Source organism: Streptomyces showdoensis (assembly GCF_039535475.1).
Lineage (GTDB): Bacteria > Actinomycetota > Actinomycetes > Streptomycetales > Streptomycetaceae > Streptomyces > Streptomyces showdoensis.
In genome coordinates, this window is sequence record NZ_BAAAXG010000026.1 from 3892368 (window position 1) to 3914090 (window position 21723).

Annotated in this window: 24 protein-coding genes; 15 read left to right on the forward strand and 9 right to left on the reverse strand. The window is 72.2% G+C overall.

The features are described from left to right. Nucleotides 1–4 precede the first annotated feature (4 nt). Both fabI and ABD981_RS30850 read left to right on the forward strand, forming a co-directional pair. A complete protein-coding gene (fabI, locus tag ABD981_RS30845) occupies nt 5–781 on the forward strand; it encodes an enoyl-ACP reductase FabI (RefSeq protein ID WP_046907964.1) in 777 nt (258 codons plus the stop codon). A gap of 247 nt (nt 782–1028) precedes the next feature. After that, complete coding sequence (locus ABD981_RS30850; RefSeq protein ID WP_046907965.1) at nt 1029–1430, forward strand: hypothetical protein; 402 nt, start codon at nt 1029–1031, stop codon at nt 1428–1430. Here the strand turns inward: ABD981_RS30850 and ABD981_RS30855 are convergent. Further along, nucleotides 1399–2088: a FadR/GntR family transcriptional regulator gene (locus ABD981_RS30855; protein ID WP_046907966.1), complete on the reverse strand. Its 690-nt coding sequence runs from the start codon at nt 2086–2088 to the stop codon at nt 1399–1401. The genes ABD981_RS30850 and ABD981_RS30855 overlap by 32 nt on opposite strands. Nucleotides 2089–2172: 84 nt before the next feature. On the opposite strand from ABD981_RS30855, the gene ABD981_RS30860 reads away from it, so the two are divergent. The 4 genes from ABD981_RS30860 (at nt 2173) to ABD981_RS30875 (ending at nt 4569) form a co-directional block, all read left to right on the forward strand. Then, nucleotides 2173–3483, forward strand: coding sequence for a CynX/NimT family MFS transporter (locus ABD981_RS30860; protein WP_046907967.1), 1311 nt, complete (start codon nt 2173–2175; stop codon nt 3481–3483). Nucleotides 3484–3500: 17 nt separating this feature from the next. Then, complete coding sequence (locus ABD981_RS30865; RefSeq protein ID WP_276205580.1) at nt 3501–3617, forward strand: SGM_5486 family transporter-associated protein; 117 nt, start codon at nt 3501–3503, stop codon at nt 3615–3617. Between the two features lie 158 nt (nt 3618–3775). Further along, the gene (locus tag ABD981_RS30870) at nt 3776–3991 is read left to right on the forward strand and encodes a hypothetical protein (RefSeq protein WP_046907968.1); all 216 of its coding nucleotides are present in this window, start codon (nt 3776–3778) and stop codon (nt 3989–3991) included. A 59-nt stretch (nt 3992–4050) separates the two neighbouring features. Further along, complete coding sequence (locus ABD981_RS30875) at nt 4051–4569, forward strand: SixA phosphatase family protein (RefSeq protein ID WP_046907969.1); 519 nt, start codon at nt 4051–4053, stop codon at nt 4567–4569. A 79-nt stretch (nt 4570–4648) separates the two neighbouring features. On the opposite strand, the gene serB is transcribed toward ABD981_RS30875, so the two are convergent. Continuing rightward, complete coding sequence (gene serB, locus ABD981_RS30880; RefSeq protein ID WP_240495226.1) at nt 4649–5911, reverse strand: phosphoserine phosphatase SerB; 1263 nt, start codon at nt 5909–5911, stop codon at nt 4649–4651. Nucleotides 5912–6132: 221 nt separating this feature from the next. On the opposite strand from serB, the gene ABD981_RS30885 reads away from it, so the two are divergent. Beyond that, a complete protein-coding gene (locus ABD981_RS30885; protein WP_123954495.1) occupies nt 6133–8736 on the forward strand; it encodes an ABC transporter ATP-binding protein/permease in 2604 nt (867 codons plus the stop codon). 81 nt (nt 8737–8817) lie between these two features. Here ABD981_RS30885 and ABD981_RS30890 read toward each other — a convergent pair whose 3' ends face one another. From ABD981_RS30890 to ABD981_RS30900, 3 genes are all read right to left on the reverse strand, one after another. Beyond that, a complete protein-coding gene (locus ABD981_RS30890; protein ID WP_046907970.1) occupies nt 8818–9555 on the reverse strand; it encodes a transglycosylase SLT domain-containing protein in 738 nt (245 codons plus the stop codon). A gap of 289 nt (nt 9556–9844) precedes the next feature. Then, nucleotides 9845–11218, reverse strand: coding sequence for an S-adenosylmethionine:tRNA ribosyltransferase-isomerase (locus tag ABD981_RS30895; protein WP_345530419.1), 1374 nt, complete (start codon nt 11216–11218; stop codon nt 9845–9847). Beyond that, a complete protein-coding gene (locus tag ABD981_RS30900) occupies nt 11215–11916 on the reverse strand; it encodes an SDR family NAD(P)-dependent oxidoreductase (protein WP_345530420.1) in 702 nt (233 codons plus the stop codon). The genes ABD981_RS30895 and ABD981_RS30900 overlap by 4 nt, the downstream gene beginning before the upstream one ends. A gap of 195 nt (nt 11917–12111) precedes the next feature. On the opposite strand from ABD981_RS30900, the gene ABD981_RS30905 reads away from it, so the two are divergent. From ABD981_RS30905 to ABD981_RS30915, 3 genes are all read left to right on the forward strand, one after another. Then, nucleotides 12112–13257, forward strand: coding sequence for a GAF domain-containing sensor histidine kinase (locus ABD981_RS30905; RefSeq protein WP_345530421.1), 1146 nt, complete (start codon nt 12112–12114; stop codon nt 13255–13257). Further along, nucleotides 13250–13909, forward strand: coding sequence for a response regulator (locus ABD981_RS30910; protein WP_345530422.1), 660 nt, complete (start codon nt 13250–13252; stop codon nt 13907–13909). Before ABD981_RS30905 ends, ABD981_RS30910 begins: the two co-directional genes overlap by 8 nt. Before the next feature lie 140 nt (nt 13910–14049). Beyond that, nucleotides 14050–14289, forward strand: a complete 240-nt coding sequence (locus ABD981_RS30915; RefSeq protein WP_345530423.1) for a chaplin — start codon at nt 14050–14052, stop codon at nt 14287–14289. 93 nt (nt 14290–14382) lie between these two features. Here ABD981_RS30915 and ABD981_RS30920 read toward each other — a convergent pair whose 3' ends face one another. Continuing rightward, complete coding sequence (locus ABD981_RS30920) at nt 14383–15174, reverse strand: hypothetical protein (protein WP_345530424.1); 792 nt, start codon at nt 15172–15174, stop codon at nt 14383–14385. Between the two features lie 155 nt (nt 15175–15329). Here ABD981_RS30920 and ABD981_RS30925 point away from each other — a divergent pair, with 155 nt between their 5' ends. From ABD981_RS30925 to ABD981_RS30940, 4 genes are all read left to right on the forward strand, one after another. After that, nucleotides 15330–16121, forward strand: coding sequence for an ABC transporter ATP-binding protein (locus tag ABD981_RS30925; protein ID WP_345530425.1), 792 nt, complete (start codon nt 15330–15332; stop codon nt 16119–16121). Between the two features lie 92 nt (nt 16122–16213). Continuing rightward, nucleotides 16214–16642, forward strand: a complete 429-nt coding sequence (locus ABD981_RS30930) for an NfeD family protein (protein ID WP_345530426.1) — start codon at nt 16214–16216, stop codon at nt 16640–16642. A 126-nt stretch (nt 16643–16768) separates the two neighbouring features. Next, complete coding sequence (locus tag ABD981_RS30935) at nt 16769–17719, forward strand: SPFH domain-containing protein (RefSeq protein ID WP_345530427.1); 951 nt, start codon at nt 16769–16771, stop codon at nt 17717–17719. Nucleotides 17720–17815: 96 nt separating this feature from the next. Further along, entirely contained in the window at nt 17816–18589 is a 774-nt protein-coding gene (locus ABD981_RS30940; RefSeq protein ID WP_345530428.1) for a sulfite exporter TauE/SafE family protein, read from the forward strand. 63 nt (nt 18590–18652) lie between these two features. Here ABD981_RS30940 and ABD981_RS30945 read toward each other — a convergent pair whose 3' ends face one another. The 3 genes from ABD981_RS30945 to ABD981_RS30955 form a co-directional block, all read right to left on the reverse strand. Then, nucleotides 18653–19159, reverse strand: a complete 507-nt coding sequence (locus tag ABD981_RS30945) for an HNH endonuclease (protein WP_345530429.1) — start codon at nt 19157–19159, stop codon at nt 18653–18655. A 162-nt stretch (nt 19160–19321) separates the two neighbouring features. Further along, nucleotides 19322–19858: a YbhB/YbcL family Raf kinase inhibitor-like protein gene (locus ABD981_RS30950; RefSeq protein ID WP_345530430.1), complete on the reverse strand. Its 537-nt coding sequence runs from the start codon at nt 19856–19858 to the stop codon at nt 19322–19324. Between the two features lie 51 nt (nt 19859–19909). Beyond that, nucleotides 19910–20692, reverse strand: coding sequence for a sporulation protein (locus ABD981_RS30955; protein WP_345530431.1), 783 nt, complete (start codon nt 20690–20692; stop codon nt 19910–19912). Nucleotides 20693–20777: 85 nt separating this feature from the next. Between ABD981_RS30955 and ABD981_RS30960 the strand changes: the two genes are divergently transcribed. Then, the gene (locus ABD981_RS30960; protein ID WP_345530432.1) at nt 20778–21440 is read left to right on the forward strand and encodes a DNA-3-methyladenine glycosylase; all 663 of its coding nucleotides are present in this window, start codon (nt 20778–20780) and stop codon (nt 21438–21440) included. The last annotated feature ends 283 nt before the right edge of the window (nt 21441–21723 follow it).

Consider the following 21723-nt stretch of genomic DNA (forward strand, 5'->3'; position numbering starts at 1 on the left):
TCACATGAGCGGAATTCTCGAGGGCAAGCGCATCCTGATCACCGGTGTGCTGATGGAGTCCTCCATCGCCTTCCACGCCGCGAAGCTGGCCCAGGAGCAGGGCGCGGAGATCATCCTCACCGCCTGGCCCCGGCCGACGCTGACCGAGCGCATCGCCAAGAAGCTCCCCAAGCCCGAGAACGTGAAGGTCCTGGAGCTCGACGTCTCCAACGACGAGCACCTCGCGCGCCTGGAGGGCCAGGTGCGCGAGCACCTGGGCGACCGCATCGACGGCGTCGTGCACTCCATCGGCTTCGCCCCGCAGGACGCGCTCGGCGGCAACTTCCTCAACACGCCGTTCGAGTCGGTCTCGACCGCCATGCACGTCTCGGCCTTCTCGCTGAAGTCCCTGACGATGGCGCTGCTCCCGCTGATGAGCGAGGGCGGTTCGGTCGTCGGCCTCACCTTCGACGCGAAGTTCGCCTGGCCGCAGTACGACTGGATGGGCCCGGCCAAGGCCGCCCTGGAGGCCACCAGCCGCTACATGGCCCGTGACCTGGGCAAGCAGAACATCCGCTGCAACCTGGTCTCGGCCGGTCCGCTCGGCTCGATGGCCGCGAAGTCCATCCCGGGCTTCGGCGAGCTGGCGAGCGTCTGGGACTCCCGCTCCCCGCTGGAGTGGGACCTGTCCGACCCGGAGCCGGCGGGCCGTGCCATCGTCGCGCTGCTCTCCGACTGGTTCCCGAAGACGACCGGCGAGATCGTCCACGTGGACGGCGGCCTGCACGCGATCGGCGCCTGACGCCTCCCGCAGCGCTCCGAAGGGGCCGGACACCCGCCGAGAGGCGGGCGTCCGGCCCCTTCGCCGTTCCGCAACCCGGGCCCGAGTCGAAAAGTGGAGCGAATCACCGCAGACTGGTCGAAGCGTGACGTTCAGAGCGTGACATTCCGACTACCGGCAGGCTGCCGACGGGCTACGGACGGTCCACCGGGCCGCGGACGGGCCGCAGGCGGGCTGACGGGCCACGGACGGGGAGGTAGGTACGCACATGCGCGCGCTGTACTCCAGGGCCCCCGCCCTCCTCTCGGCCGCCGCTCTCCTCGCGGGCCTGGCCGGTCTCGCCGTCGCCGCAGAGGTCCGCGCCGCACCGGCGCCCGCCGAGGCCGCCCCCGCCGCCCCGGCGGCCGGGCGGGCCGAGCGCGACCAGGACGTTGGCGCCTCCTGCCGCACGGTCGTCGAGGGTTCCTCGGTCACCGCCCACTGCCAGAACCCCTACCCGCGCACCGACCGCGTCCGGCTCCACATCGAGTGCGAGCGCTGGTGGGACGTGGACAGCGACAGCGCCGCCGTGGCGGTCGGCCCCGCCGACTACGCCCAGGTGACCGGCCACTGCTGGAAGGAGGTCCGCTCGGCGTGGATCACCCACGAACCGGCGGCTCCGGGCTCCTGAGGCACAGGAACGGGTAGCTCGCCGCCTCCGCCGCCGCCCGCTCGGCGTCGCCCTCGCGGACCGCCTCCACCAGGCGCGCGTGGTCCATGTGGTTCTCCGGTCGCAGCTCCCGGCCGACGTCGCCGCGCAGCCACTCCCGCAGCACGTGCCCGAGGTCCGCGTAGAGCTCGGTCAGCACGTCGTTGTGCGAGGCGACGACCATCGCGTGGTGGAAGGCCGCGTCCACGGTCACGAACTCCTCCGCGTCCCCCGACTCCCACGCCTCCTCGCGCCGCGCGAGCAGTGCGTCCAGCTGCTTCAGGTCCCGGTCCGTGCGCCGCTGCGCGGCCAGCCGGGCCGCCGAGGACTCCAGCGTCGAGCGCAGCTCCGCGATGTCCCGCGGGTCGGAGCCGGCGAACCTGCGGTGCATCACCCCGGCCAGTTCGCTCGTCGCGACCACGTACGTGCCCGAGCCCTGCCGGATGTCGAGGAGCCCGTTGTGGGCGAGGGCGCGGACCGCCTCGCGGACGGTGTTGCGGGCCACGCCGAGCTGCTCGACGAGTTCCGGTTCGGTCGGGATCCGGGTGCCCACCGGCCACTCGCCCGAGGTGATCTGGTTCCGCAGCTGGGCGATCACCTGATCGGAGAGCCCGGCACGCCGGGGATGGCCGAGCGCCATGGGTGCACCTTCCGTCGTCGTTCCGTCGTGGGGGATTGGTTCGAGATTGGACAACCAATCATCCCATGATTCTATGATGTCCTCATGCCTGACGAGCCGCAGACCCTCGCCCCCGCCGCCGAGGCCGCCCCCACCGGGGCCCGCCCCCGCGCGGGCGCCGCCGATTCTCCCGTACCCGGCACGCCCGTCGGCCCCGCCCGCTGGGTCACCGGACTCGTCGCCGTCGGCCTCGTCCTCGCGGCGCTCAACCTGCGCCCCGCCATCACCAGCCTCGGCGCCCTCCTCGAAGAGGTCAGCGGCGGGCTCCACATGAGCGGCAGCGTCGCCGGCGTCCTCACCTCCGTACCGCCGCTCTGCTTCGCCGTCTTCGGCATCGCCGCCCCGCGCCTCGCCCGCCGCTTCGGCCCCGCGGCCGTGGTCTGCGCCGGCATGGCCGCCATCCTCACCGGCCTGCTGCTGCGCCCCTTCGCCGGCGGCACCCCGGCCTTCCTCGCCGCCAGCGCCCTCGCCCTCATGGGCATCGCGCTCAGCAACGTCCTGATGCCGGTCATCGTCAAGACGTACTTCCCCGAGCGCATCGGCAGCATGACCGGCCTCTACTCCATGGCCCTCGCCCTCGGCACCTCCCTGGCCGCCGCGGCGACCGTGCCCGTGACCGAGGCACTCGGCGGCAGTTGGCGGCTCGGCCTCGGCGTCTGGGCCGGCCTCGCGGCCCTCGCCGTGCTGCCCTGGCTCCTGCTGACGCTGCGCGGCCGCTCCACCGCCGGCGGCACCGGACCGGTCCCCGCGCAGTCCGCCGCCGCGGCCGCCGCGGGGCCCCGGGTCACCCGCAGCCGCACCGCCTGGGCCCTCGGCGTCTTCTTCGGGCTCCAGGCCACCGGCGCGTACATCACCATGGGCTGGATGCCGCAGATCTTCCGCGACGCAGGCGTCCCCGCCTCGACCGCGGGCGTGCTGCTCGCCGTCACGATGGTCATGGGCGTCCCGCTCGCCTTCGTCATACCCCGCCTGGCGACCCGGATGAAGAGCCAGGGCCCGATCGTCGTCGCCCTCGGCCTGTGCGGCCTCACCGGCTACACCGGCCTCGCCTTCGCCCCGGCCGGCGGCGCCTGGCTGTGGGCCCTGCTCCTGGGCGTCTCCAACTGCGCCTTCCCGCTCGCCCTCACCATGATCGGGATGCGCTCGCGGACCGGCGCCGGCGTCGTCAAGCTGTCCGCCTTCGCGCAGAGCGTCGGCTACCTCATCTCCATCCCCGGCCCGCTCCTCGTCGGCATCCTCTACCAGCACAGCGGCGGCTGGGGGCTGCCCATCGCGCTCATGGCCGGCCTGATGATCCCGCAGATGATCGTGGGCAGCCTCGCCGGGCGGGACCGGACGGTCGAGGACGAATGCTGAGATGCGAGACTGATCCCATGCCTGTACTCGAACCGAACCCCCCGAACGGCCAGAAGAAGTTCCTCATCGTGCTCGGCGCGATGCTGGGCATCACCGCCGTCATCGCCGTGATCGCCTCCCTCGCCTCCCCCTGAACCCGCCGGGGGTGGGGCTAACCCCCGCATCCCCTAGGGGGTGAGTGTCAGGGTCGAGTGGGTGGGTCACCTGATGGGCCGGAAGCCGCGCGCTCCCTACGGTGGAGTCATCGCGGAGAACGGCTCCGCGGAGTGACCCCGCACCCCTGGAGGCGGCCATGCCGGCGCAGACCCACAGCAGCAGCCGGAGGGACCTCGCCCGCGCGTCGGCAGGGGTCGACACCCGGCTGCCCTGGTGGGCCCTCGCCCTTCCGGTGCTCGCCTTCGGCGCCCTCTTCCTCCTCATCACGGGACCGGACCAGGCACAGGCGGTGAGCGGCGACGTCACGGTCTCCCGCCTCCTGGAGCAGCTCCAGACCACGCTCTCCCTCTGACGTGTGCACCGAGGCGCTCTCCGGGTCAACGCGGCCTGATCCGTGCGAAGCTGTGAAGCATGAGCGTCGACACACCCCGCAGGATCGTGCTGCTCCGACACGCCAAGGCCGACTGGCCGCAGACCTCGGACCACGAGCGGCCGCTCGCCGAGCGCGGCCGCAAGGACGCCCCCGTCGTGGGACGCCGACTGGCCTCCTCCGGCATCTCCGTCGACCTGGCCCTGTGCTCGACCGCGGCCAGGACCCGCGAGACCTGGAAGCTCGCCGTCCAGGAGCTCCCCCAACGCCCGAAGACGGTGTACGAGGAGCGGTTGTACGAGGCCTCCCTCGGTGAGCTCATCGCCGTGGTCAACGAGACCCCCGACACCGTCGACGGCCTGCTGCTCGTCGGCCACAACCCCGGGATGCACGCGATGGCCGACGCCCTGGCCGGCCAGGTCGAGGGCGACGCCCTCGCCCGGATGAACCGCAGCGGCTTCCCCACCTCCGCCTACGCCGTCGTGACCTTCAACGGCTCCTGGAAGTCGGTCGAGCACGGCGTCGGGACCCTGGTCGACTTCTGGGCCCCGCACGCCTGAGCCCGCACGCCCGTACGCGAAGGGGCCCGGCCGTCGACCGACGACCGGGCCCCTTCCCGTACGCGTACCGCCCCGCGGGTCAGTGCAGCAGGTCCTCCGCGCCGCCGTCCGCGGCCTCGACCTCCTCGCGGGTGATCCCCAGCAGGTAGAGCACCGTGTCCAGGAACGGCACGTTGACCGCGGTGTCCGCCGCCCGGCGCACCACGGGCTTGGCGTTGAACGCCACCCCGAGCCCGGCCGCGTTCAGCATGTCCAGGTCGTTGGCGCCGTCGCCGATCGCGACCGTCTGCGCCAGCGGCACCCCGGCCTCCTCCGCGAAGCGGCGCAGCAGCCGCGCCTTGCCGGCCCGGTCCACGATCTCGCCGGTCACCCGGCCGGTCAGCCGGCCGTCCACGATCTCCAGGGTGTTGGCCTGGGCGAAGTCGAGGCCCAGCTTCTCCTTGAGGTCGTCGGTGACCTGGGTGAAACCGCCGGAGACGACGCCCACCTGGTAGCCGAGCCGCTTGAGGGTACGGATCAGGGTGCGCGCCCCGGGGGTCAGCCGCACCTCGGCGCGGACCTTGTCCACCACCGAGGCGTCCAGGCCGGCCAGCAGCTCCACCCGCGCGTGCAGCGACTGCTCGAAGTCCAGCTCGCCGCGCATCGCCGCCGCCGTCACCTCGGCGACCTTGTCCTCGCAGCCCGCGTGCGCCGCGAACAGCTCGATGACCTCGTCCTGGATCAGGGTCGAGTCGACGTCCATGACGACGAGCCGCTGGGCCCGCCGGTGCAGCCCGGCCGAGACCACGGCCACGTCCACGCCGACCGCGTGCGCCTCGGTGGCCAGGGCGGTCCGCAGCGGCTCGGTCTCGCAGCCCGAGACGGCGAACTCGACCGCCGTCACCGGGTACTTGGCGAGCCGGAAGATGCGGTCGATGTTGCCGCCGGTCCCGGCGATGCTGGCCGCTATGGCCGCCGTCTGCTCGGCGGTCAGCGGGTGCCCGAGCACGGTCACGTGCGAGCGCCCCTCACCGCGTGGCCGGTTGTCGCCGGTGCCCGAGATGATCTCGGCCTGCAGCTTCATGGACTCGGCCCAGCTGTGCACGGTCGCGCGGAGCTCGCCCTGCGAGGCGACGGTCGGCTCGGTGACGAGCGCGCACAGGACGAGCCGGCCGCGGGAGACGACCTGCTCGATGTCCACGACGTCGACGGAGTAGGCGGCGAGGGTGTCGAAGAGTCCGGCGGTGATCCCGGGACGGTCCTTCCCGAAGATCTTGACGAGAAGCGTGGGAACGTCCGCGGCGGCGAGGTGCGCGGCGGGATCGTCCGAGGTGGGAACGTCTGAGGTCTGCGATGCGCTCATGGTGCTTCCACCGTATCGGGCACCCGCCGCCACCCGGCCCCCCGTCCCGCCTGCCGGACACCCGCGTGGCCGCGCGCTTGCCACGGAGGCGTGCGCCGTGCGGGCTGCGCAAGCTCTTCACGCGGCCCGACTTTCGGATACGGGCCGGGGCCTGAAATAGTTCCCCCGGATGTTCATCATCCCTGGGCTCCCGATGACGGGGGTACCGCGGGGGACAAGTAGTGGGGCATGGAGTGCCAGAACTCGTACTGGAATTGAATGGAAGGACCTGGACCCTCGATCCGTCCAGGTCGTACACCCTCGGCCGCGATCCCCAGGGCGACCTGGTGATCGACGACGCCAGGGTCTCGTGGCGGCACGCCACCGTCAGCTGGGGCGGCCGTAGTTGGGTCATCGAGGACCACGGCTCCACCAACGGCACGTTCGTGCAGGGCCAGCGGGTCCACCAGGTGGAGATCGGGCCGGGCTCGGCCGTCCACCTCGGCAACGCCACCGACGGCCCGCGGCTGAACCTCGCCGCCGCCGGCGCGCCGGCCCAGCAGCAGGCGGCCGCGCCGGCCCAGCAGGCTCCGGCCCCGCAGGCGCAGCCCGCGCACCAGGCGCACGCCGCCGGGCAGCAGCAGGCCGCTGCGCAGGCCGACTGGGCCACCCACCAGGCCCCGCCGCCGCAGCAGGGCTGGCAGCAGCCGCAGCAGCAGGCCCCGCAGGGGGTGCCACACCAGCAGGTGCCGCAGGCCCAGCAGCCGCCGCAGCCGCAGGTCCCGCACCAGCAGGCCGGCCCGCAGGGCGCCTACCCGGTGCACGGCGACCGCAGCCCCACCACCTTCCACCAGCTGAACCTCGGCCATGTCATGCGCATCGGCCGTGGGCTCGAGAACGAACTGGTCGTCTCCGACCTCCAGGTCTCGCGCCAGCACGCCAAGTTCCAGGCGACGCCCGACGGCCGGTTCGAGATCACCGACCTCGGCTCGCACAACGGCACGTACGTCAACGGTCAGCCGATCCCGAAGAACGGCACCGTTCTCATCGGCCCCAACGACATCGTCGGCGTCGGCCACTCGACCTTCCGGATCGTCGGCAGCCAGCTCGAGGAGTTCGTCGACACCGGCGACGTCTCCTTCTCCGCCCGCCACCTCACGGTGACGGTCGAGGGCGGCAAGCAGATCCTCAAGGACGTCACCTTCGGCGTCCCGGAGAAGTCGCTGATCGGCGTCATCGGCCCGTCCGGCTCCGGAAAGTCCACCCTCCTCAAGGCGCTGACCGGCTACCGCCCGGCCAACGAGGGCGACGTCCTCTACGACAACCGCAGCCTCTACAAGCAGTTCGCCGAGCTGCGCCAGCGCATCGGTCTGGTCCCGCAGGACGACATCCTGCACAAGGAGCTGACCGTCCAGAAGGCGCTGCGCTACGCGGCCAAGCTCCGCTTCCCCGGCGACACCGCCGAGGCCGAGCGCGAGGCCCGCATCGACGAGGTGCTGCGCGAGCTCAAGCTGGACATCCACAAGGAGAAGAAGGTCACCTCCCTCTCCGGTGGCCAGCGCAAGCGCGTCTCCGTCGCCCTGGAGCTGCTCACCAAGCCCTCGCTGATCTTCCTGGACGAGCCGACCTCCGGCCTCGACCCGGGCATGGACCGCGACGTCATGCAGCTGCTGCGCGGCCTCGCCGACGACGGCCGCACGGTCCTCGTCGTCACCCACTCGGTGGCCGAGCTCGGCCTGTGCGACAAGCTGCTCGTGATGGCGCCCGGCGGCTCGGTGGCGTACTTCGGTCCGCCGGAGGAGGCGCTGAACTTCTTCGGCTACTCCACCTGGGCCGACGTCTTCTCCGCCTTCGAGAACTACCGCGACTACGACTGGGCGGGCCGCTGGAAGGGCTCGCAGCACTACCAGATGTACGCGGCGGAGATCGACGCCGTCGCCGCCCAGCCGGTCCAGCTGCCGCAGCAGGCCCAGCAGGCGCTGGCCCGCCCGCCCAAGCCGCAGGGCTGGGGCTCCCAGCTGTGGACCCTGATCCGCCGCTACGTCTCGGTGATCGCCTCCGACCGGGGCTTCCTGGCCCTGATGGTGATCCTGCCGGCCGTGCTCGGCGCGGTCTCCGTGGTCATCCCGGCCGACTTCGGCCTCGGCAAGCCCGTCGCGCCGTCCCGCTTCAACGGCGACGCCGGCACGATCATGCTGATCCTCGCGGTCGGCATGTGCTTCTCGGGCGCGGCCAACTCCGTACGAGAGCTGATCAAGGAACGGGTCATCTACGAGCGGGAGCGCGCCACCGGCCTGTCCCGCTCCGCGTACCTGATGTCCAAGGTCATCGTCCTCGGCGTGATCACCGCCTTCCAGGGCGTGATCATCTGCGGCATCGGCTTCTCCACCCGCGAGCTGCCGGAGGAGGGCCTCTTCATGCCGCCGGCGATCGAGCTGTGCATCCAGGTCATCGCCCTCGGCCTCACCTCGATGATGGTCGGCCTGGTCATCTCGGCCCTGGTGAAGACCGCCGAGAAGACCATGCCGCTGCTCGTCATGTTCGCGATCATCCAGGTCGTGTTCACCGGCATCCTCTTCCAGGTCTACGGCTCGCCCGGCCTGGAGCAGTTCGCCTGGCTGATGCCCTCCCGCTGGGGCATCGCCGGCGCCGGCACCACGCTCGACCTGGCCCACCTGATGCCGCCGTGGGACCACAAGAACCCGGACAACACCGACGCCCTGTGGGAGCACTCGGTGGGGCAGTGGAGCCTCGACCTCGGCATCCAGCTGCTCATGGCGACCGTCTGCTGCGTGCTCGTCGCGCGGCTGCTGCGCCGCCACGAGCCCGAGGTCATGCGCAAGTAACGGCCGCGGAACCACGCCCGAAGGGCGGCACCCCGTGCGGGGTGCCGCCCTTCGGCATGTCGTGGGGCGCGGAGCGGAGGCTCAGTACGCGCTGTTGACGTTGTCGATCGAGCCGTAGCGGTCGGCCGCGTAGTTGCAGGCGGCGACGATGTTGGCGACCGGGTCGTACTGGTCGAACTTGGTGCCGGGGATGTGGTAGGCCTTGAAGGTCGGGTAGATGACCTGCAGCAGACCCTTGGACGGGACGCCGTTGATGGCGTTGATGTCCCAGTTGTTGATCGCGAACGGGTTGCCGCTGGACTCGCGCATCACGTTCTTGTGGATGCCGTTGTAGGTGCCCGGGATGTCGTGCTTGTCCATGATGTAGAGCGCCTCGCGAATCCAGCCGTCGAGGTTGTTCGCGAAGACCGGCTTGCGGACGGCGGCGCGGCTCGCGGCCGCCTTCGCCTCGGCGCGCTTCTTCGCGTCGGCCTTGGCCTTGGCCTCGGCCTTCGCCTTGGCCTCCGCCTTGGCCTTCGCGTCGGCGGCGGCCTTGGCCTTCGCCTTGGCGGCGGCGTCCTGCTTGGCCTTGAGCTCGATCGTGGACTGCTGGGAGTCGAGGCTGGCGGCCAGCGCCTTCGCCTGCGGGCTGTTCGCGTCGTACGACCAGGCGACCTGCTGCGTGTTGGCCAGCGCCTGCGGCTCCGTCTCGGTGGCGCCACCGTTGCCGGGGACCAGGGAGAAGCCGATGGCGGCGGCGCTGAGGGCGGCGACGCCGGCGATCGCGGCCTTGTGGGTCTTCTTCAGACCACGACTGTGGCCAGGGGTCTTCGCAGACATGCGGCAGTACCTCTTCGAATCGCAGGGGGTCGCTCAGGCCGGGCGGCGCTGCGCCTGCTCGGCGGCGACGGACGCAATTCTTAGCGGCAGCAAAATGCGGTGGCAAAGGTGTGACGTACGATCCGGGGTAGTGGATCAGGGGCCCCGGAGGGTCGCCCCCGGACCGCCCTGAGGCCGGTCCGGGCAGCGCTGATCTGTCCTTTACGTATCCACTAGGGGGATTCGTAAGTGATGTGGGTCCTATGCGCGGGCTCACATCGGGCACGTAACAAACTCACCAGGCGTTGCGTCAGCAATGCGTACGGTGAGGGTTCTCCTCCGGAAGGATGAGGTGCAGGTCGCCGAACTCGTGCCAGAGGTAGCGCTCGCGCACCGCCTCGGCGTACGCCCGGCGCAGCGCGGGCCGCCCGGCCACCGCCTCCAGCATCAGCAGATGCGAGGCCTCCGGCTCGTGCAGCCCGGTCAGCAGCCCGTCCACCACCCGCACCCCGCGCTCGGGCGTGACGACGAGCCCGGTCCACCCGGCCGCGGCCCGCACGACCGCCGGCTTCCGACCGGACGCCCCCGCGCCGGTCGCCAGCACCGCCCGGCCCCCGGCCCCCGCTCCGGCCCCCGCCCCCGTATCCGTATCCGTGTTCGTGTCCGTCCCCGTGTCCGTCCCCGCTCCAGCGTCCGTCCCCGCCCCCGCCCGGGTGCCCGCCGGCCGCCGACCCGGGGTCTGCGCGGCCGGCGTCCCCTCTCCTGACGCACGGGGCGCGCCACTCGGCCCGAGCGGGCCGCCCGGGCCCCGGAGCGCCGCGGCGCCCTCCGGCGGCCGGCCGGGCGGCCCCACCGCGGACTCCAGCGCCCGCACGGCCGTCGTCCCCACCGCGATCACCCGGCCCCCGCCGGCCCGCGCCGCGTTCACCAGCCACGCCGTCGTCGCCGGCACCTCGAAGCGCTCCGGATACGGCGGCTCGTGCGCCTCCGCCGAGGCCACCCCCGTGTGCAGGACGACCGGGGCGAACTGCACGCCCCGGCTCACCAGCTCCGCGACCAGCCGCGCAGTGAAGGGACGCCCCGCGCTCGGCATCTCCGCCGAGCCCGCGCCGTCCGGCGACGGCAGCGCGAACACCGTCCGGTAGGCCGACAGCGGCTGGTCCCGCTCCGTGTACCCGTAGCGGATCGGCCGCCCGTGCCGCGCGAGCAGCTCCGCCACCCCGACGTCCGGCCGCGCCCACCACAGCCGCTCCGCGCCCCGCGCCAAGGGCTCCTCCAGGACCAGCCGCGCCCCGCCCGGCAGCCGCACCACCGCCCCCGCCGGACCGCCCGGCCGCGGCCGCGTCGTGCCCGCCCCGTCCGGGACGCGCAGCTCCACCGCCCACCGGCCGTCGTCCCCCCGCGTGGAGAAGTGGACGACCAGCCGCTCCCCGCCCGGCTCCGGCCCGAGCCGCCCGTCCACCGCCGCCGCCAGCGTCGTGGAGGTGTTGACCACCAGGACGTCCCCGGCCCGCAGCAGCCCCGGCAGCTCCCGGAACGCCCGGTGCGCCACCTCGGTGCCGCCCGGCCCGCCCGACACCAGCAGCCGTACGTCGTCCCGGCCGCGCCCCGGCCCGCGCTGCTCGGCCGGCACCCGCGCCGACAGCTCCTCCGGCACCGCCCGCCCGCCGAGCAGCGCGGTCACCGGGCCACCCCCGCCAGGTCCGCGGCCGTGTAGCGGCCGCTCGGCAGACGCTCGTCGAGCAGCCGGAGGAACGCCGGGGCGACCTCCTCCGGGGCCGGCGTGCCCGCCAGGTCCTCGTCGGGTTCCGCCGCCGCCAGCATCCGGGTCCGCATGCTGCCCGGATCCACCCACCACACCCGCAGCCCGGGCTCCTCCACCGCGAGCACGCCCGACAGCAGGTCGAGCCCGGCCTTCGTCGCCCCGTACCCGCCCCACGTGGGGTACGCCTCCACCGCCGCGTCCGAGCTGATGTCGAGCACCGCCCCCGCGGGCGCCGCGCGCAGCAGCGGCAGCGCCTGCTGGACCAGCCCCAGCGGGGCCACCAGATTGGTCTCCAGCGCCGCCCGGAACCGGTCCAGCGGATGCTCCTCCAGCGTCACCAGCGGCTCGACGCCCAGGATCCCCGCGTTGTTCACCAGCAGATCCAGCCCGCCGAGCCCCTTCGCGGCGGCCACCAGCTCCGCGCGGTGCCCGGCGTCCGTGATGTCGCCCGGCACCGCCACCACCCCGGCCCCGAGCCGCCCCGCCTCGCGGGCCGTCCCCTCCAGTACGGACGGCGTCCGCGCGTCCAGGACCAGGTCCCAGCCCCGGCCGGCCAGCGCGAGCGCCAGTGCCCGCCCCAGACCCCTCGACGCCCCCGTGACGATCGCGACAGGCATGTGCCCCATCCCCTTCTCAGCTGTTCGGCGGTGCGCCGCCGGTACCGACGGGATCCAGCCTCATCGCCCGCGCCGCGCCCCGCCTCGTCCCCGGGCCCCGACCGCCCAGGGCACTTCGACCTAGTCCCCGGGTACCGGCCGGCCGCCGTCCCCGGACGGATACGGACCGTCACACCCCGCCGGTACGGTGAACACATGAGCCACCGACCGAGCTCCGGCCTGGCCGCCGTGAGCAGCGCCCTGCTGGCGATGAACCGCCAGATGGAGGTCCGCGACGTCCTCAAGACGATCGTCGCCTCCGCCCGAGAGCTGCTCGACGCCGAGTACGCGGCGCTCGGCGTCCCGGACGACCACGGCGGCTTCGCCCAGTTCGTCGTCGACGGGGTCAGCGACGAGCAGTGGCGGGCCATCGGCCCGCTGCCCCGGCAGCACGGCATCCTCGCCGCGATGCTCCACAAGGCCGAGCCCGAGCGGCTCGCCGACGTCCGCGAGGACCCCCGCTTCGAGGGCTGGCCCGAGGCACACCCGGACATGTCCGACTTCCTCGGCCTCCCGGTCCGCGACGGCGACGAGATCCTCGCCGCGCTCTTCCTCGCCAACAAGCGCTGCCCGAAGCCGGGCGGCGGCTGCGGCTTCACCGCCGAGGACGAGGAGCTCCTGACGCTCCTCGCCCAGCACGCGGCGATCGCCCTGACCAACGCCCGGCTGTACGAGCGCAGCCGCGAGCTCACCATCGCCGAGGAGCGCTCCCGCCTCGCCCACGAGCTGCACGACGCGGTCAGCCAGAAGCTGTTCTCCCTGCGGCTCACCGCCCAGGCCGCCGCCGCGCTCGTCGACCGCGACCCGGCCCGTGCCAAGGAGGAGCTCCAGCAGGTCGCCGGGCTGGCCGCCGAGGCCGCCGACGAGCTGCGCGCCGCCGTCGTCGAGCTGCGGCCCGCCGCGCTGGACGAGGACGGCCTCGTCCACACCCTGCGCACCCAGATCCAGGTCCTCGACCGGGCCCACACCGCCCGGGTGACCTTCGACAGCGCCGGCGTCCGCGCACTGCCCGCCGCCCAGGAGGAGGCCGTGCTGCGGGTCGCCCAGGAGGCCCTGCACAACGCGCTGCGCCACTCCGGCGCGGCCCTCGTCACCGTCTCCCTCACCCGCAGCGGCCAGGGAGCACGGCTCGCCGTCACCGACGACGGCCGGGGCTTCGACCCGCGGACCGTCCGCAGCGCCGGCCGCCACCTGGGCCTGGTCTCCATGCGCGACCGGTCCGCCGGGGTGGGCGGCACACTGACCGTGACATCGGCCCCGGGGCGGGGCACCACGATCGAGATGGAGGTCCCCGGTGGCTGAGGAGAAGAGGAAGACGATCCGCGTCCTCCTGGTGGACGACCACCAGGTCGTCCGCCGCGGTCTGCGCACCTTCCTGGAGGTCCAGGACGACATAGAGGTGGTGGGGGAGGCCGCCGACGGCGCCGAGGGCGTGGCCGCCGCCGAGCAGCTGCGGCCCGACGTCGTCCTCATGGACGTCAAGATGCCCGGCACCGACGGCATCGAGGCCCTGCGCCGCCTCCGCGAGCTGGCCAACCCGGCGCGCGTCCTGATCGTCACCAGCTTCACCGAACAGCGCACGGTCGTCCCCGCGCTGCGCGCCGGCGCGAGCGGATACGTCTACAAGGACATCGACCCCGACGCGCTCGCCGGCGCCATCCGCTCCGTCCACGCCGGCCACGTGCTGCTCCAGCCCGAGGTCGCCGGCGCCCTGCTCAGCCAGGAGGACCACGGCCCGGGCGGCGGCACCGGGCGCGGCTCCACGCTGACCGAGCGGGAGCGGGAGGTCCTCGGCCTGATCGCCGACGGGCGCTCCAACCGGGAGATCGCCCGGGTGCTCGTCCTCTCCGAGAAGACGGTCAAGACCCACGTCTCGAACATCCTCATGAAGCTGGACCTCGCCGACCGCACCCAGGCCGCGCTCTGGGCCGTACGGCACGGCCTCACCACCTGAGGGCGAGCGGGCGCACGCCCGTTCCCCCAGTCATACCGTCGTGTGTATGTCCCCCGTTCGGCGCAACCGAGCGGGGCCGGCGGCGTTCTCCATGGCGTGCTGCGGCGGACCGGCCGCAGCGATGACCAAAGGATCCTGAAGTGAAGAACCTCAAGAAGGCCGCCGCCCTCACCATGGTCGCCGGTGGCATCGTCGCCGCCGGTGCCGGCGTCGCCTCCGCCAACGCGGACGCCCAGGGCCAGGCCCTCCACTCCCCGGGCGTCGCCTCCGGCAACCTGGTGCAGGTCCCGGTCCACGTTCCCGTGAACGTCTCCGGCAACACGATCAACGTGATCGGCCTGCTCAACCCGGCCTTCGGCAACGGCGCCGTCAACCACTGACGCCCAGTCAGACCCCCGGCCCCCGGACGATCCCCCCGGGGGCCGGTCCCTTTTCCCCCGCGCCCCACGCGGCTCGCACCGCCCGGGGCGCGGCTAGAAGCCCCGCTCCCGCTCCCGTTCCTCCACGTACGCGTTGTACGCGGCGACCTGCGCCCGCCGCGCCACCCGCTCCACCGGCCGCAGCGCCGCCCCCCGGGCCGCCATCTCCGACGCGCTCACCGCGCCCCCGTGCCCGTGGTCGTACGCCAGGTCGACGAGGAGGCCGATCCGCTGGGCCAGTTCCAGGACGCGGACCGCGCGCGGCGGATAGCCGGGGGCCAGGACCTCGCGGCCGTTCTCCGCGCGGGCGCGGTACGCGTCGCGGGCCGCCTCGGCGGTCGGGCCCGCCGCGGCCACGTCGAGGCGGGTCAGGACCGTCGTCGCCTCCCGGAGGGCCTCCGCGAGCTCCCGCTCCGCCTCGCCCAGGGACGGCACGTCCGCCGGCGGAGCCTCCCGTACCGCCAGGCACCGCCAGACGACCTCCACGTGCAGGTCACCCGCCGGTCCCGCCTCCGAGACCTCCGGCACCAGGCCGTACGGCGCCCCGAAGCCGACCACCGCCTCCTCCGCCTCCAGCGCCCGCGCGTTGAACTCCGGCGGGCCGCTCAGCCCCAGCGGATGCCCCGGCGCGGGCAGCGCCACCCGCCACCCGGTCACCCCGAGCCGCCGCAGCCGCCCGAGCGCGAGCGTCAGGCCGACCGGCCCCGCCTCACCCGGTAGTCCCTCCACGCGGTGCACCGCGTCCTCCCCGACAATGGCGAGCGCCGCGTCGTCCGGCGACACCGCCCCGGCCAGCAGGGCATTGCCCCAGGCGGCCAGACGTCCTGAGCGTGGTTCCGAAAGCATGCCCCCCAGCGTAGGGACTCCCGGGCCGCCCCACGGCGCAAAGCAAGCCCTAAGGACCGGCCCGGCCCGCCGGTGGCGTAGGTTTTCCCTGGACGCCGCGCCCACAGGCGCAAGGCGACGACAAAGATTCGACCGCAAGGGGAGACAACGCGCTCATGAGCGATGTACTGGAGCTGGTGGACGTATCCGTGGTCCGCGACGGACGCGCTCTGGTGGACGGGGTCTCCTGGTCGGTCAAGGAGGGTGAGCGCTGGGTCATCCTCGGCCCCAACGGCGCCGGCAAGACCACCCTGCTCAACATCGCCTCCAGCTACCTCTACCCCACCAAGGGCACCGCCACCATCCTCGGCGAGCGCCTCGGTGGCGTGGACGTCTTCGACCTCCGCCCCCGCATCGGCATGGCCGGCATCGCGATGGCGGAGAAGCTCCCCAAGCGCCAGACCGTCCTGGAGACCGTCCTCACCGCCGCGTACGGCATGACGGCGACCTGGCACGAGGACTACGACCCGGTCGACGAGGAGCGCGCCAAGGCCTTCCTCGACCGGCTCGGCATGACCGACTACCTGGACCGGAAGTTCGGCACCCTCTCCGAGGGCGAGCGCAAGCGCACCCTCATCGCCCGCGCGATGATGACCGACCCCGAGCTCCTCCTCCTCGACGAGCCCGCCGCCGGCCTCGACCTCGGCGGCCGCGAGGACCTGGTCCGCCGCCTCGGCCGACTGGCCCGCGACCCGTACGCCCCCTCGATGATCATGGTGACCCACCACGTCGAGGAGATCGCCCCCGGCTTCACCCACGTGCTGATGATCCGTCAGGGCAAGGTCCTCGCCGCCGGCCCCATGGAGACCGAGCTGACCTCCCGCAACCTCTCCCTCTGCTTCGGCCTCCCCCTCGTCGTCGAGCACGTCGGCGACCGCTACACCGCCCAGGGCCTGCCCCTCAAGTAGCCGACCGGGCCGGTCCGGACGTAGCCCCCGCACAGAGCCACGCCCCCCACCGCGCCCTGTCCCCGAAGCCCCACCCGCCCTACCATGACCTTGTGGACATCGACGCATGGGTCTGGTGGCTGATCGGCGCGGTGGGGCTCGGCATTCCCCTGGTGCTCACCGCGATGCCCGAGTTCGGCATGCTCTCCGTCGGCGCCGTCGCCGGGGCGGTGACCGCGGCCCTCGGCTTCGGGATCGTCGCGCAGGTGATCGCCTTCGCCGCGGTCTCCGTCGCCCTCATCGCGGTGGTCCGCCCCATCGCGGCCCGCCACCGCGACGACCGCCCCCGACTCGCCACCGGCATCGACGCCCTGAAGGGCCGTCAGGCCCTGGTCCTGGAACGGGTGGACTCGGCAGGCGGCCGCATCAAGCTCAACGGCGAGGTCTGGTCCGCCCGCACGCTCGACACCGGCCAGAGCTTCGAGCCCGGAGAACAGGTCGACGTCATCGACATCGACGGAGCCACCGCCGTCGTCATGTGACCCCAAGTGACCACCGCACGCGGCCCCATGTGACCGAACCTCACCCATGACGCCCCGCGGTCTGGGAAACTCGATCATCATCTCGTAGTCAACCGGCAACCCGCAGCGAAGGGCACAGGGAACACGATGTCAGCAGTCATCATCGTCCTGATCATTCTGGTGGTGCTTGTCTTCATCGCCCTGATCAAGACCATCCAGGTCATCCCCCAGGCGAGCGCCGCGATCGTGGAGCGCTTCGGCCGCTACACCCGCACGCTCAACGCCGGGCTCAACATCGTGGTCCCGTTCATCGACCGCATCCGCAACCGCATCGACCTCCGCGAGCAGGTCGTGCCCTTCCCGCCGCAGCCGGTGATCACCCAGGACAACCTGGTCGTCAACATCGACACCGTCATCTACTACCAGGTGACCGACGCGCGCGCCGCGACCTACGAGGTCGCCAGCTACATCCAGGCCATCGAGCAGCTCACCGTCACCACGCTCCGCAACATCATCGGCGGCATGGACCTGGAGCGCACCCTCACCTCCCGCGAGGAGATCAACGCGGCCCTGCGCGGCGTCCTCGACGAGGCCACCGGCAAGTGGGGCATCCGCGTCAACCGCGTCGAGCTCAAGGCGATCGAGCCGCCCACCTCCATCCAGGACTCGATGGAGAAGCAGATGCGCGCCGATCGCGACAAGCGCGCCGCCATCCTCACCGCCGAGGGCATCCGCCAGTCCCAGATCCTCACCGCCGAGGGCGAGAAGCAGTCCGCGATCCTGCGCGCCGAGGGCGAGGCCAAGGCCGCCGCCCTCAAGGCCGAGGGCGAGGCCCAGGCCGTCCGCACGGTCTTCGAGGCCATCCACGCGGGCGACCCCGACCAGAAGCTGCTCTCCTACCAGTACCTCCAGATGCTCCCGAAGATCGCCGAGGGCGACGCCAACAAGCTCTGGATCGTGCCCAGCGAGATCGGCGACGCCCTCAAGGGCCTCTCCGGCGCCTTCGGCAACGTGGCCCCCGGCGTCCCCGGCTTCGACACCAAGACCCCGTCGCCCCGCAACGGTTCGGAGCGCCGCGAAGAACCCCGGGTTGACTGACACGTACACGTAACCCTCGTGCATGATCAGTGCGAGCCCCTCGACCCCGGACGATGACACCAGGGCGGGGAGGCGACTCACTGACCATGTAAGGAGATGGCTTTGTCCATCTGGGAAGCACTGGCAGTCTTCGGCGCCGGCACCGCGGCCGGCGCCATCAACACCGTCGTCGGATCGGGAACGCTCATCACGTTCCCCGTCCTCCTCGCCACCGGCCTGCCGCCGATCACCGCCAACGTCTCCAACACCCTCGGACTCGTCTCCGGCTCCATCAGCGGCGCCGTCGGCTACCGCAGCGAACTCAAGGGCCAGAAAGCCCGCGTCCTCCGCCTCGGAGGAACCGCCCTCGTCGGCGGACTCGTCGGCGCGATCCTCCTCCTCGCCCTGCCCTCCGACGCCTTCGACGCGATCGTCCCCGTCCTCATCGGCATCGCGCTGCTGCTCGTCCTGCTCCAGCCCCGCATCGCCGCCGCCGTCCAGCGCCGCCGCGAGGCCACCGGCACCGAGGCCCACCCCGACGGCGGCCCCGTCCTCCTCGTCGGACTCTTCCTCGCCAGCATCTACGGGGGCTACTTCGGCGCCGCCCAGGGCGTCCTCTACCTCTCGCTCATGGGCCTGCTGATCCACGACACCCTGCAGCGCATCAACGCCGTCAAGAACATCCTCGGCGCCGTCGTCAACGGCGTCGCCGCCGCCTTCTTCCTCTTCGTCGCCGACTTCGACTGGACCGCCGTCCTGCTCATCGCCGTCGGCTCCACCATCGGCGGCCAGATCGGAGCCAAGGTCGGCAAGCGCCTCTCACCCGCCGTCCTGCGCGGAGTGATCATCGCCGTCGGCATCGTCGCCATCCTCCAGCTCACCCTGAAATGACGGCGGGGCCCGCCCCCGGCCGGGGGCGGGCCCACACGAAGCGCGCACGGACACGGGAAGGGCCTACGCCGCCTGATCGGTCAGCCAGGCCGGCAGCTCCGACCGCTCACCGGCCCGCATCGCCAGCAGCATCGCGTCCGCCGGCGTCGGCACGAACGGCTGGTGCAGCAGCGGCATCCCCGCCTGCTCCGGCGTCCGGTCCGCCTTGCGGTGGTTGTCCTCCGCGCACGAGGCCACCGTGTTCAGCCAGTGGTCCCCACCACCCTGCGCCCGCGGCACCACATGGTCCACGGTCGTCGCCCGCCGCCCGCAGTACGCGCACCGGTGCTGGTCCCGCACCAGCACGCCCCGCCTCGACCACGGAGCCTGTCTTCGGAAGGGCACCCGGACGTAGCGGCACAGCCTGATCACCCGTGGCACCGGCATGTCCACGGCCGCGGCCCGCACGCGCAGGCCGGGATGTTCCTGCTCCACGACGGCCTTGTCCTGCAGGACAAGCACCACCGCACGGTTGAGTGTGACCGTAGAAAGCGGCTCGAAGCTCGCGTTCAGTACCAGCGTGTCCCGCATTGTGCCCACCTCCCGTGTGCCGGCCCAGCCCCCCTTGTGGGCTCCGGGCTTGGATCAACTCTGGCCGGGCACGCCGGGTAGGACAACGCAATATCCGCGAAAACAAAGATGCCCGCTTCTGATCTCTCCAAGACCAGAAGCGGGCAAACAACGAACGAACGCTCAGCTGTGCGCGGGACCCGTGTACTCACCGATCAGCTGCGCACGCCCCAGCGTGTGGAACCGCAGGTGGAAGCCGACAGCAGCGGGCGACGCGTCCGCGTCCGGCCCCAGCTTCTCCGCGTCCACCGCGTACACGGTGAACACATAACGGTGGTTCTCCCCGGCCGGCGGCGCCGCCCCGCCGAAGTCCCTCGACCCGTAGTCGTTGCGCGCCTGAACGGCACCCGCCGGCAGACCCTCGAAGGAACCCGAACCGGCACCCGCCGGCAGCTCCGTCACCGACGCCGGGATGTCGAACAGCACCCAGTGCCAAAAACCGCTGCCCGTCGGCGCGTCCGGATCGAAGCAGGTCACCGCGAAGCTCTTCGTCCCCGCGGGGGCGCCCTCCCAGCTCAGCTGCGGCGAGGTGTTCCCCGCCGCGTACACCTGAGCGTCCTTCAGCACCCCGCCCGGCACGACGTCGTCGCTCACCACGGTGAACTCCGGCACCGGCGGATGGAAGTCATGGGGGAGCGGAGCCCTCTTGCCCTCGGCCACGTCTGGAACCTCCGTATCGCTGACCACTCTGAACGTCCTGTACGGCCGAGCCTAGAACCAGTTGCGGCGTCCGCCGACCTCGGCGAGCCACTGGTTCAGATAGGCCGCCCAGTCGGTCGTGTGGAAGTCGTGCAGCCCCACCGTGAAGGAACGGAACGAGTCGCTGCCCTCGGTGAACAGACCCGGCTTCTTGTCCATCTCCAGGACGACGTCCATCTCCCGGTCGTCCGCGACGAAGCTGACCTCCACCTGGTTGAGCCCCCGGTACTGCTGCGGCGCGAAGAACTCGATCTCCTGGTAGAAGGGCAGCCGCTGGCGCGTCCCGCGGATGTGCCCGCGCTCCATGTCCGCGCTCTTGAAGCGGAAGCCCAGCTGGATGAAGGCGTCCAGGATCGCCTGCTGCGCCGGCAGCGGGTGCACGTTGATCGGGTCCAGGTCGCCGGAGTCCACCGCGCGGGCGATCTCCAGCTCGGTGGTCACCCCGATGTTCATGCCGCGCAGCTGCTGCCCGGAGATGGCGGTGACCGGCGTCTCCCACGGGATCTCCAGACCGAACGGCACCACGTGCACCGCCCCGGCCTGCACCTCGAAGGCCCCGCCGAGCCGCACCTTCACGAACTCGATGTCCTGCTTGTGCTCCTGGTCGCCGCCCTCGACCTCGACCCGCGCCTGCAGCCCGACGGACAGCCCCTCGATCTGCTGCGCCACGGAACCGCCCTGGATCCGCACCTCACCCTGGACGACGCCACCCGGGACGACGTTCTCCTCGGTGAGCACGGTCTCCACGGACGCCCCGCCCGCACCCAGGCTCGCGAGCAGCTTCTTGAACCCCATCAACGACTCCTTATGTGTCCTGCGCTGTCCTGACCCCTACATACGCGTGACGACCGTAGCCGGTTCCCCACTACGCTCGGACGCCATGAGCGAGAGCCCCGACCGTACGCCGCTCCCGCGGGCCTTCTTCGACCGCCCCGTCCTGGAGGTCGCCCCCGATCTCCTCGGCCGCACCCTCGTACGGAACTCCCCGGACGGACGCATCGAGCTCCGCCTCACCGAGGTGGAGGCGTACGCCGGCGCGATCGACCCCGGCTCGCACGCCTTCCGCGGCCGCACCGCCCGCAACGCCGTGATGTTCGGCCCACCCGGGCACGCGTACGTCTACTTCACCTACGGCATGTGGCACTGCCTGAACCTGGTGTGCGGCCCGGAGGGACACGCGAGCGGGGTACTGCTCCGGGCGGGCGAGATCCTGAGCGGCGCGGAACAGGCCAGGAAGCGCCGGCTCTCGGCCCGGTACGACACCGAGCTCGCCAAGGGCCCGGCCCGCCTGGCCACCGCCCTCGACGTCTCCCTCTCCCTCAACGGCACCGACACCTGCGCCGGCCCCGACACCCCGCTCTCCGTGCTCACGGGCACCCCGGCCGCGCGCGACCAGGTCCGCAGCGGCCCGCGCACCGGAGTGGGGGGCGACGGAGCCCCGCATCCCTGGCGCTTCTGGATCGAGGGCGACCGGACGGTGAGTCCCTACCGGGCCCACACGCCGCGGAAGCGTCGCCTTGACTCGGGCGCAACAGATGCGTAATGTGGCCCGAGCCGCTTGAGACGGGCAGTGCTTACTCAAGCCTCCCCGGAGCGGCCATCCACTCCTTACGACGAATCCCAACGGGGCCTATTTCGGCATGCCGAAATGCGTTCCAAAAGGCTCGATTATGAGTCTCCCGGGAAATCGGCTAACGTAGTGGACACGCCGGAAGGCCCCGAGAAAAACAAATTCGGGACCGGAAAGCACCGAGGAAATCGGATCGGAAAGATCTGATAGAGTCGGAAACGCAAGAACGAAGGAAGCGCCCGGAGGAAAGCCCGAG

What these genes read in the sequence shown, in the direction of transcription:
- fabI (WP_046907964.1), top strand. Translation starts at nt 5, where the DNA reads ATGAGCGGAATTCTCGAGGGCAAGCGCATCCTGATCACCGGTGTGCTG.
- ABD981_RS30850 (WP_046907965.1), top strand. Translation starts at nt 1,029, where the DNA reads ATGCGCGCGCTGTACTCCAGGGCCCCCGCCCTCCTCTCGGCCGCCGCT.
- ABD981_RS30855 (WP_046907966.1), bottom strand. Translation starts at nt 2,088, where the DNA reads ATGGCGCTCGGCCATCCCCGGCGTGCCGGGCTCTCCGATCAGGTGATC.
- ABD981_RS30860 (WP_046907967.1), top strand. Translation starts at nt 2,173, where the DNA reads ATGCCTGACGAGCCGCAGACCCTCGCCCCCGCCGCCGAGGCCGCCCCC.
- ABD981_RS30865 (WP_276205580.1), top strand. Translation starts at nt 3,501, where the DNA reads ATGCCTGTACTCGAACCGAACCCCCCGAACGGCCAGAAGAAGTTCCTC.
- ABD981_RS30870 (WP_046907968.1), top strand. Translation starts at nt 3,776, where the DNA reads ATGCCGGCGCAGACCCACAGCAGCAGCCGGAGGGACCTCGCCCGCGCG.
- ABD981_RS30875 (WP_046907969.1), top strand. Translation starts at nt 4,051, where the DNA reads ATGAGCGTCGACACACCCCGCAGGATCGTGCTGCTCCGACACGCCAAG.
- serB (WP_240495226.1), bottom strand. Translation starts at nt 5,911, where the DNA reads ATGAGCGCATCGCAGACCTCAGACGTTCCCACCTCGGACGATCCCGCC.
- ABD981_RS30890 (WP_046907970.1), bottom strand. Translation starts at nt 9,555, where the DNA reads ATGTCTGCGAAGACCCCTGGCCACAGTCGTGGTCTGAAGAAGACCCAC.
- ABD981_RS30900 (WP_345530420.1), bottom strand. Translation starts at nt 11,916, where the DNA reads ATGCCTGTCGCGATCGTCACGGGGGCGTCGAGGGGTCTGGGGCGGGCA.
- ABD981_RS30905 (WP_345530421.1), top strand. Translation starts at nt 12,112, where the DNA reads ATGAGCCACCGACCGAGCTCCGGCCTGGCCGCCGTGAGCAGCGCCCTG.
- ABD981_RS30920 (WP_345530424.1), bottom strand. Translation starts at nt 15,174, where the DNA reads ATGCTTTCGGAACCACGCTCAGGACGTCTGGCCGCCTGGGGCAATGCC.
- ABD981_RS30925 (WP_345530425.1), top strand. Translation starts at nt 15,330, where the DNA reads ATGAGCGATGTACTGGAGCTGGTGGACGTATCCGTGGTCCGCGACGGA.
- ABD981_RS30935 (WP_345530427.1), top strand. Translation starts at nt 16,769, where the DNA reads ATGTCAGCAGTCATCATCGTCCTGATCATTCTGGTGGTGCTTGTCTTC.
- ABD981_RS30940 (WP_345530428.1), top strand. Translation starts at nt 17,816, where the DNA reads ATGGCTTTGTCCATCTGGGAAGCACTGGCAGTCTTCGGCGCCGGCACC.
- ABD981_RS30945 (WP_345530429.1), bottom strand. Translation starts at nt 19,159, where the DNA reads ATGCGGGACACGCTGGTACTGAACGCGAGCTTCGAGCCGCTTTCTACG.
- ABD981_RS30955 (WP_345530431.1), bottom strand. Translation starts at nt 20,692, where the DNA reads ATGGGGTTCAAGAAGCTGCTCGCGAGCCTGGGTGCGGGCGGGGCGTCC.
- ABD981_RS30960 (WP_345530432.1), top strand. Translation starts at nt 20,778, where the DNA reads ATGAGCGAGAGCCCCGACCGTACGCCGCTCCCGCGGGCCTTCTTCGAC.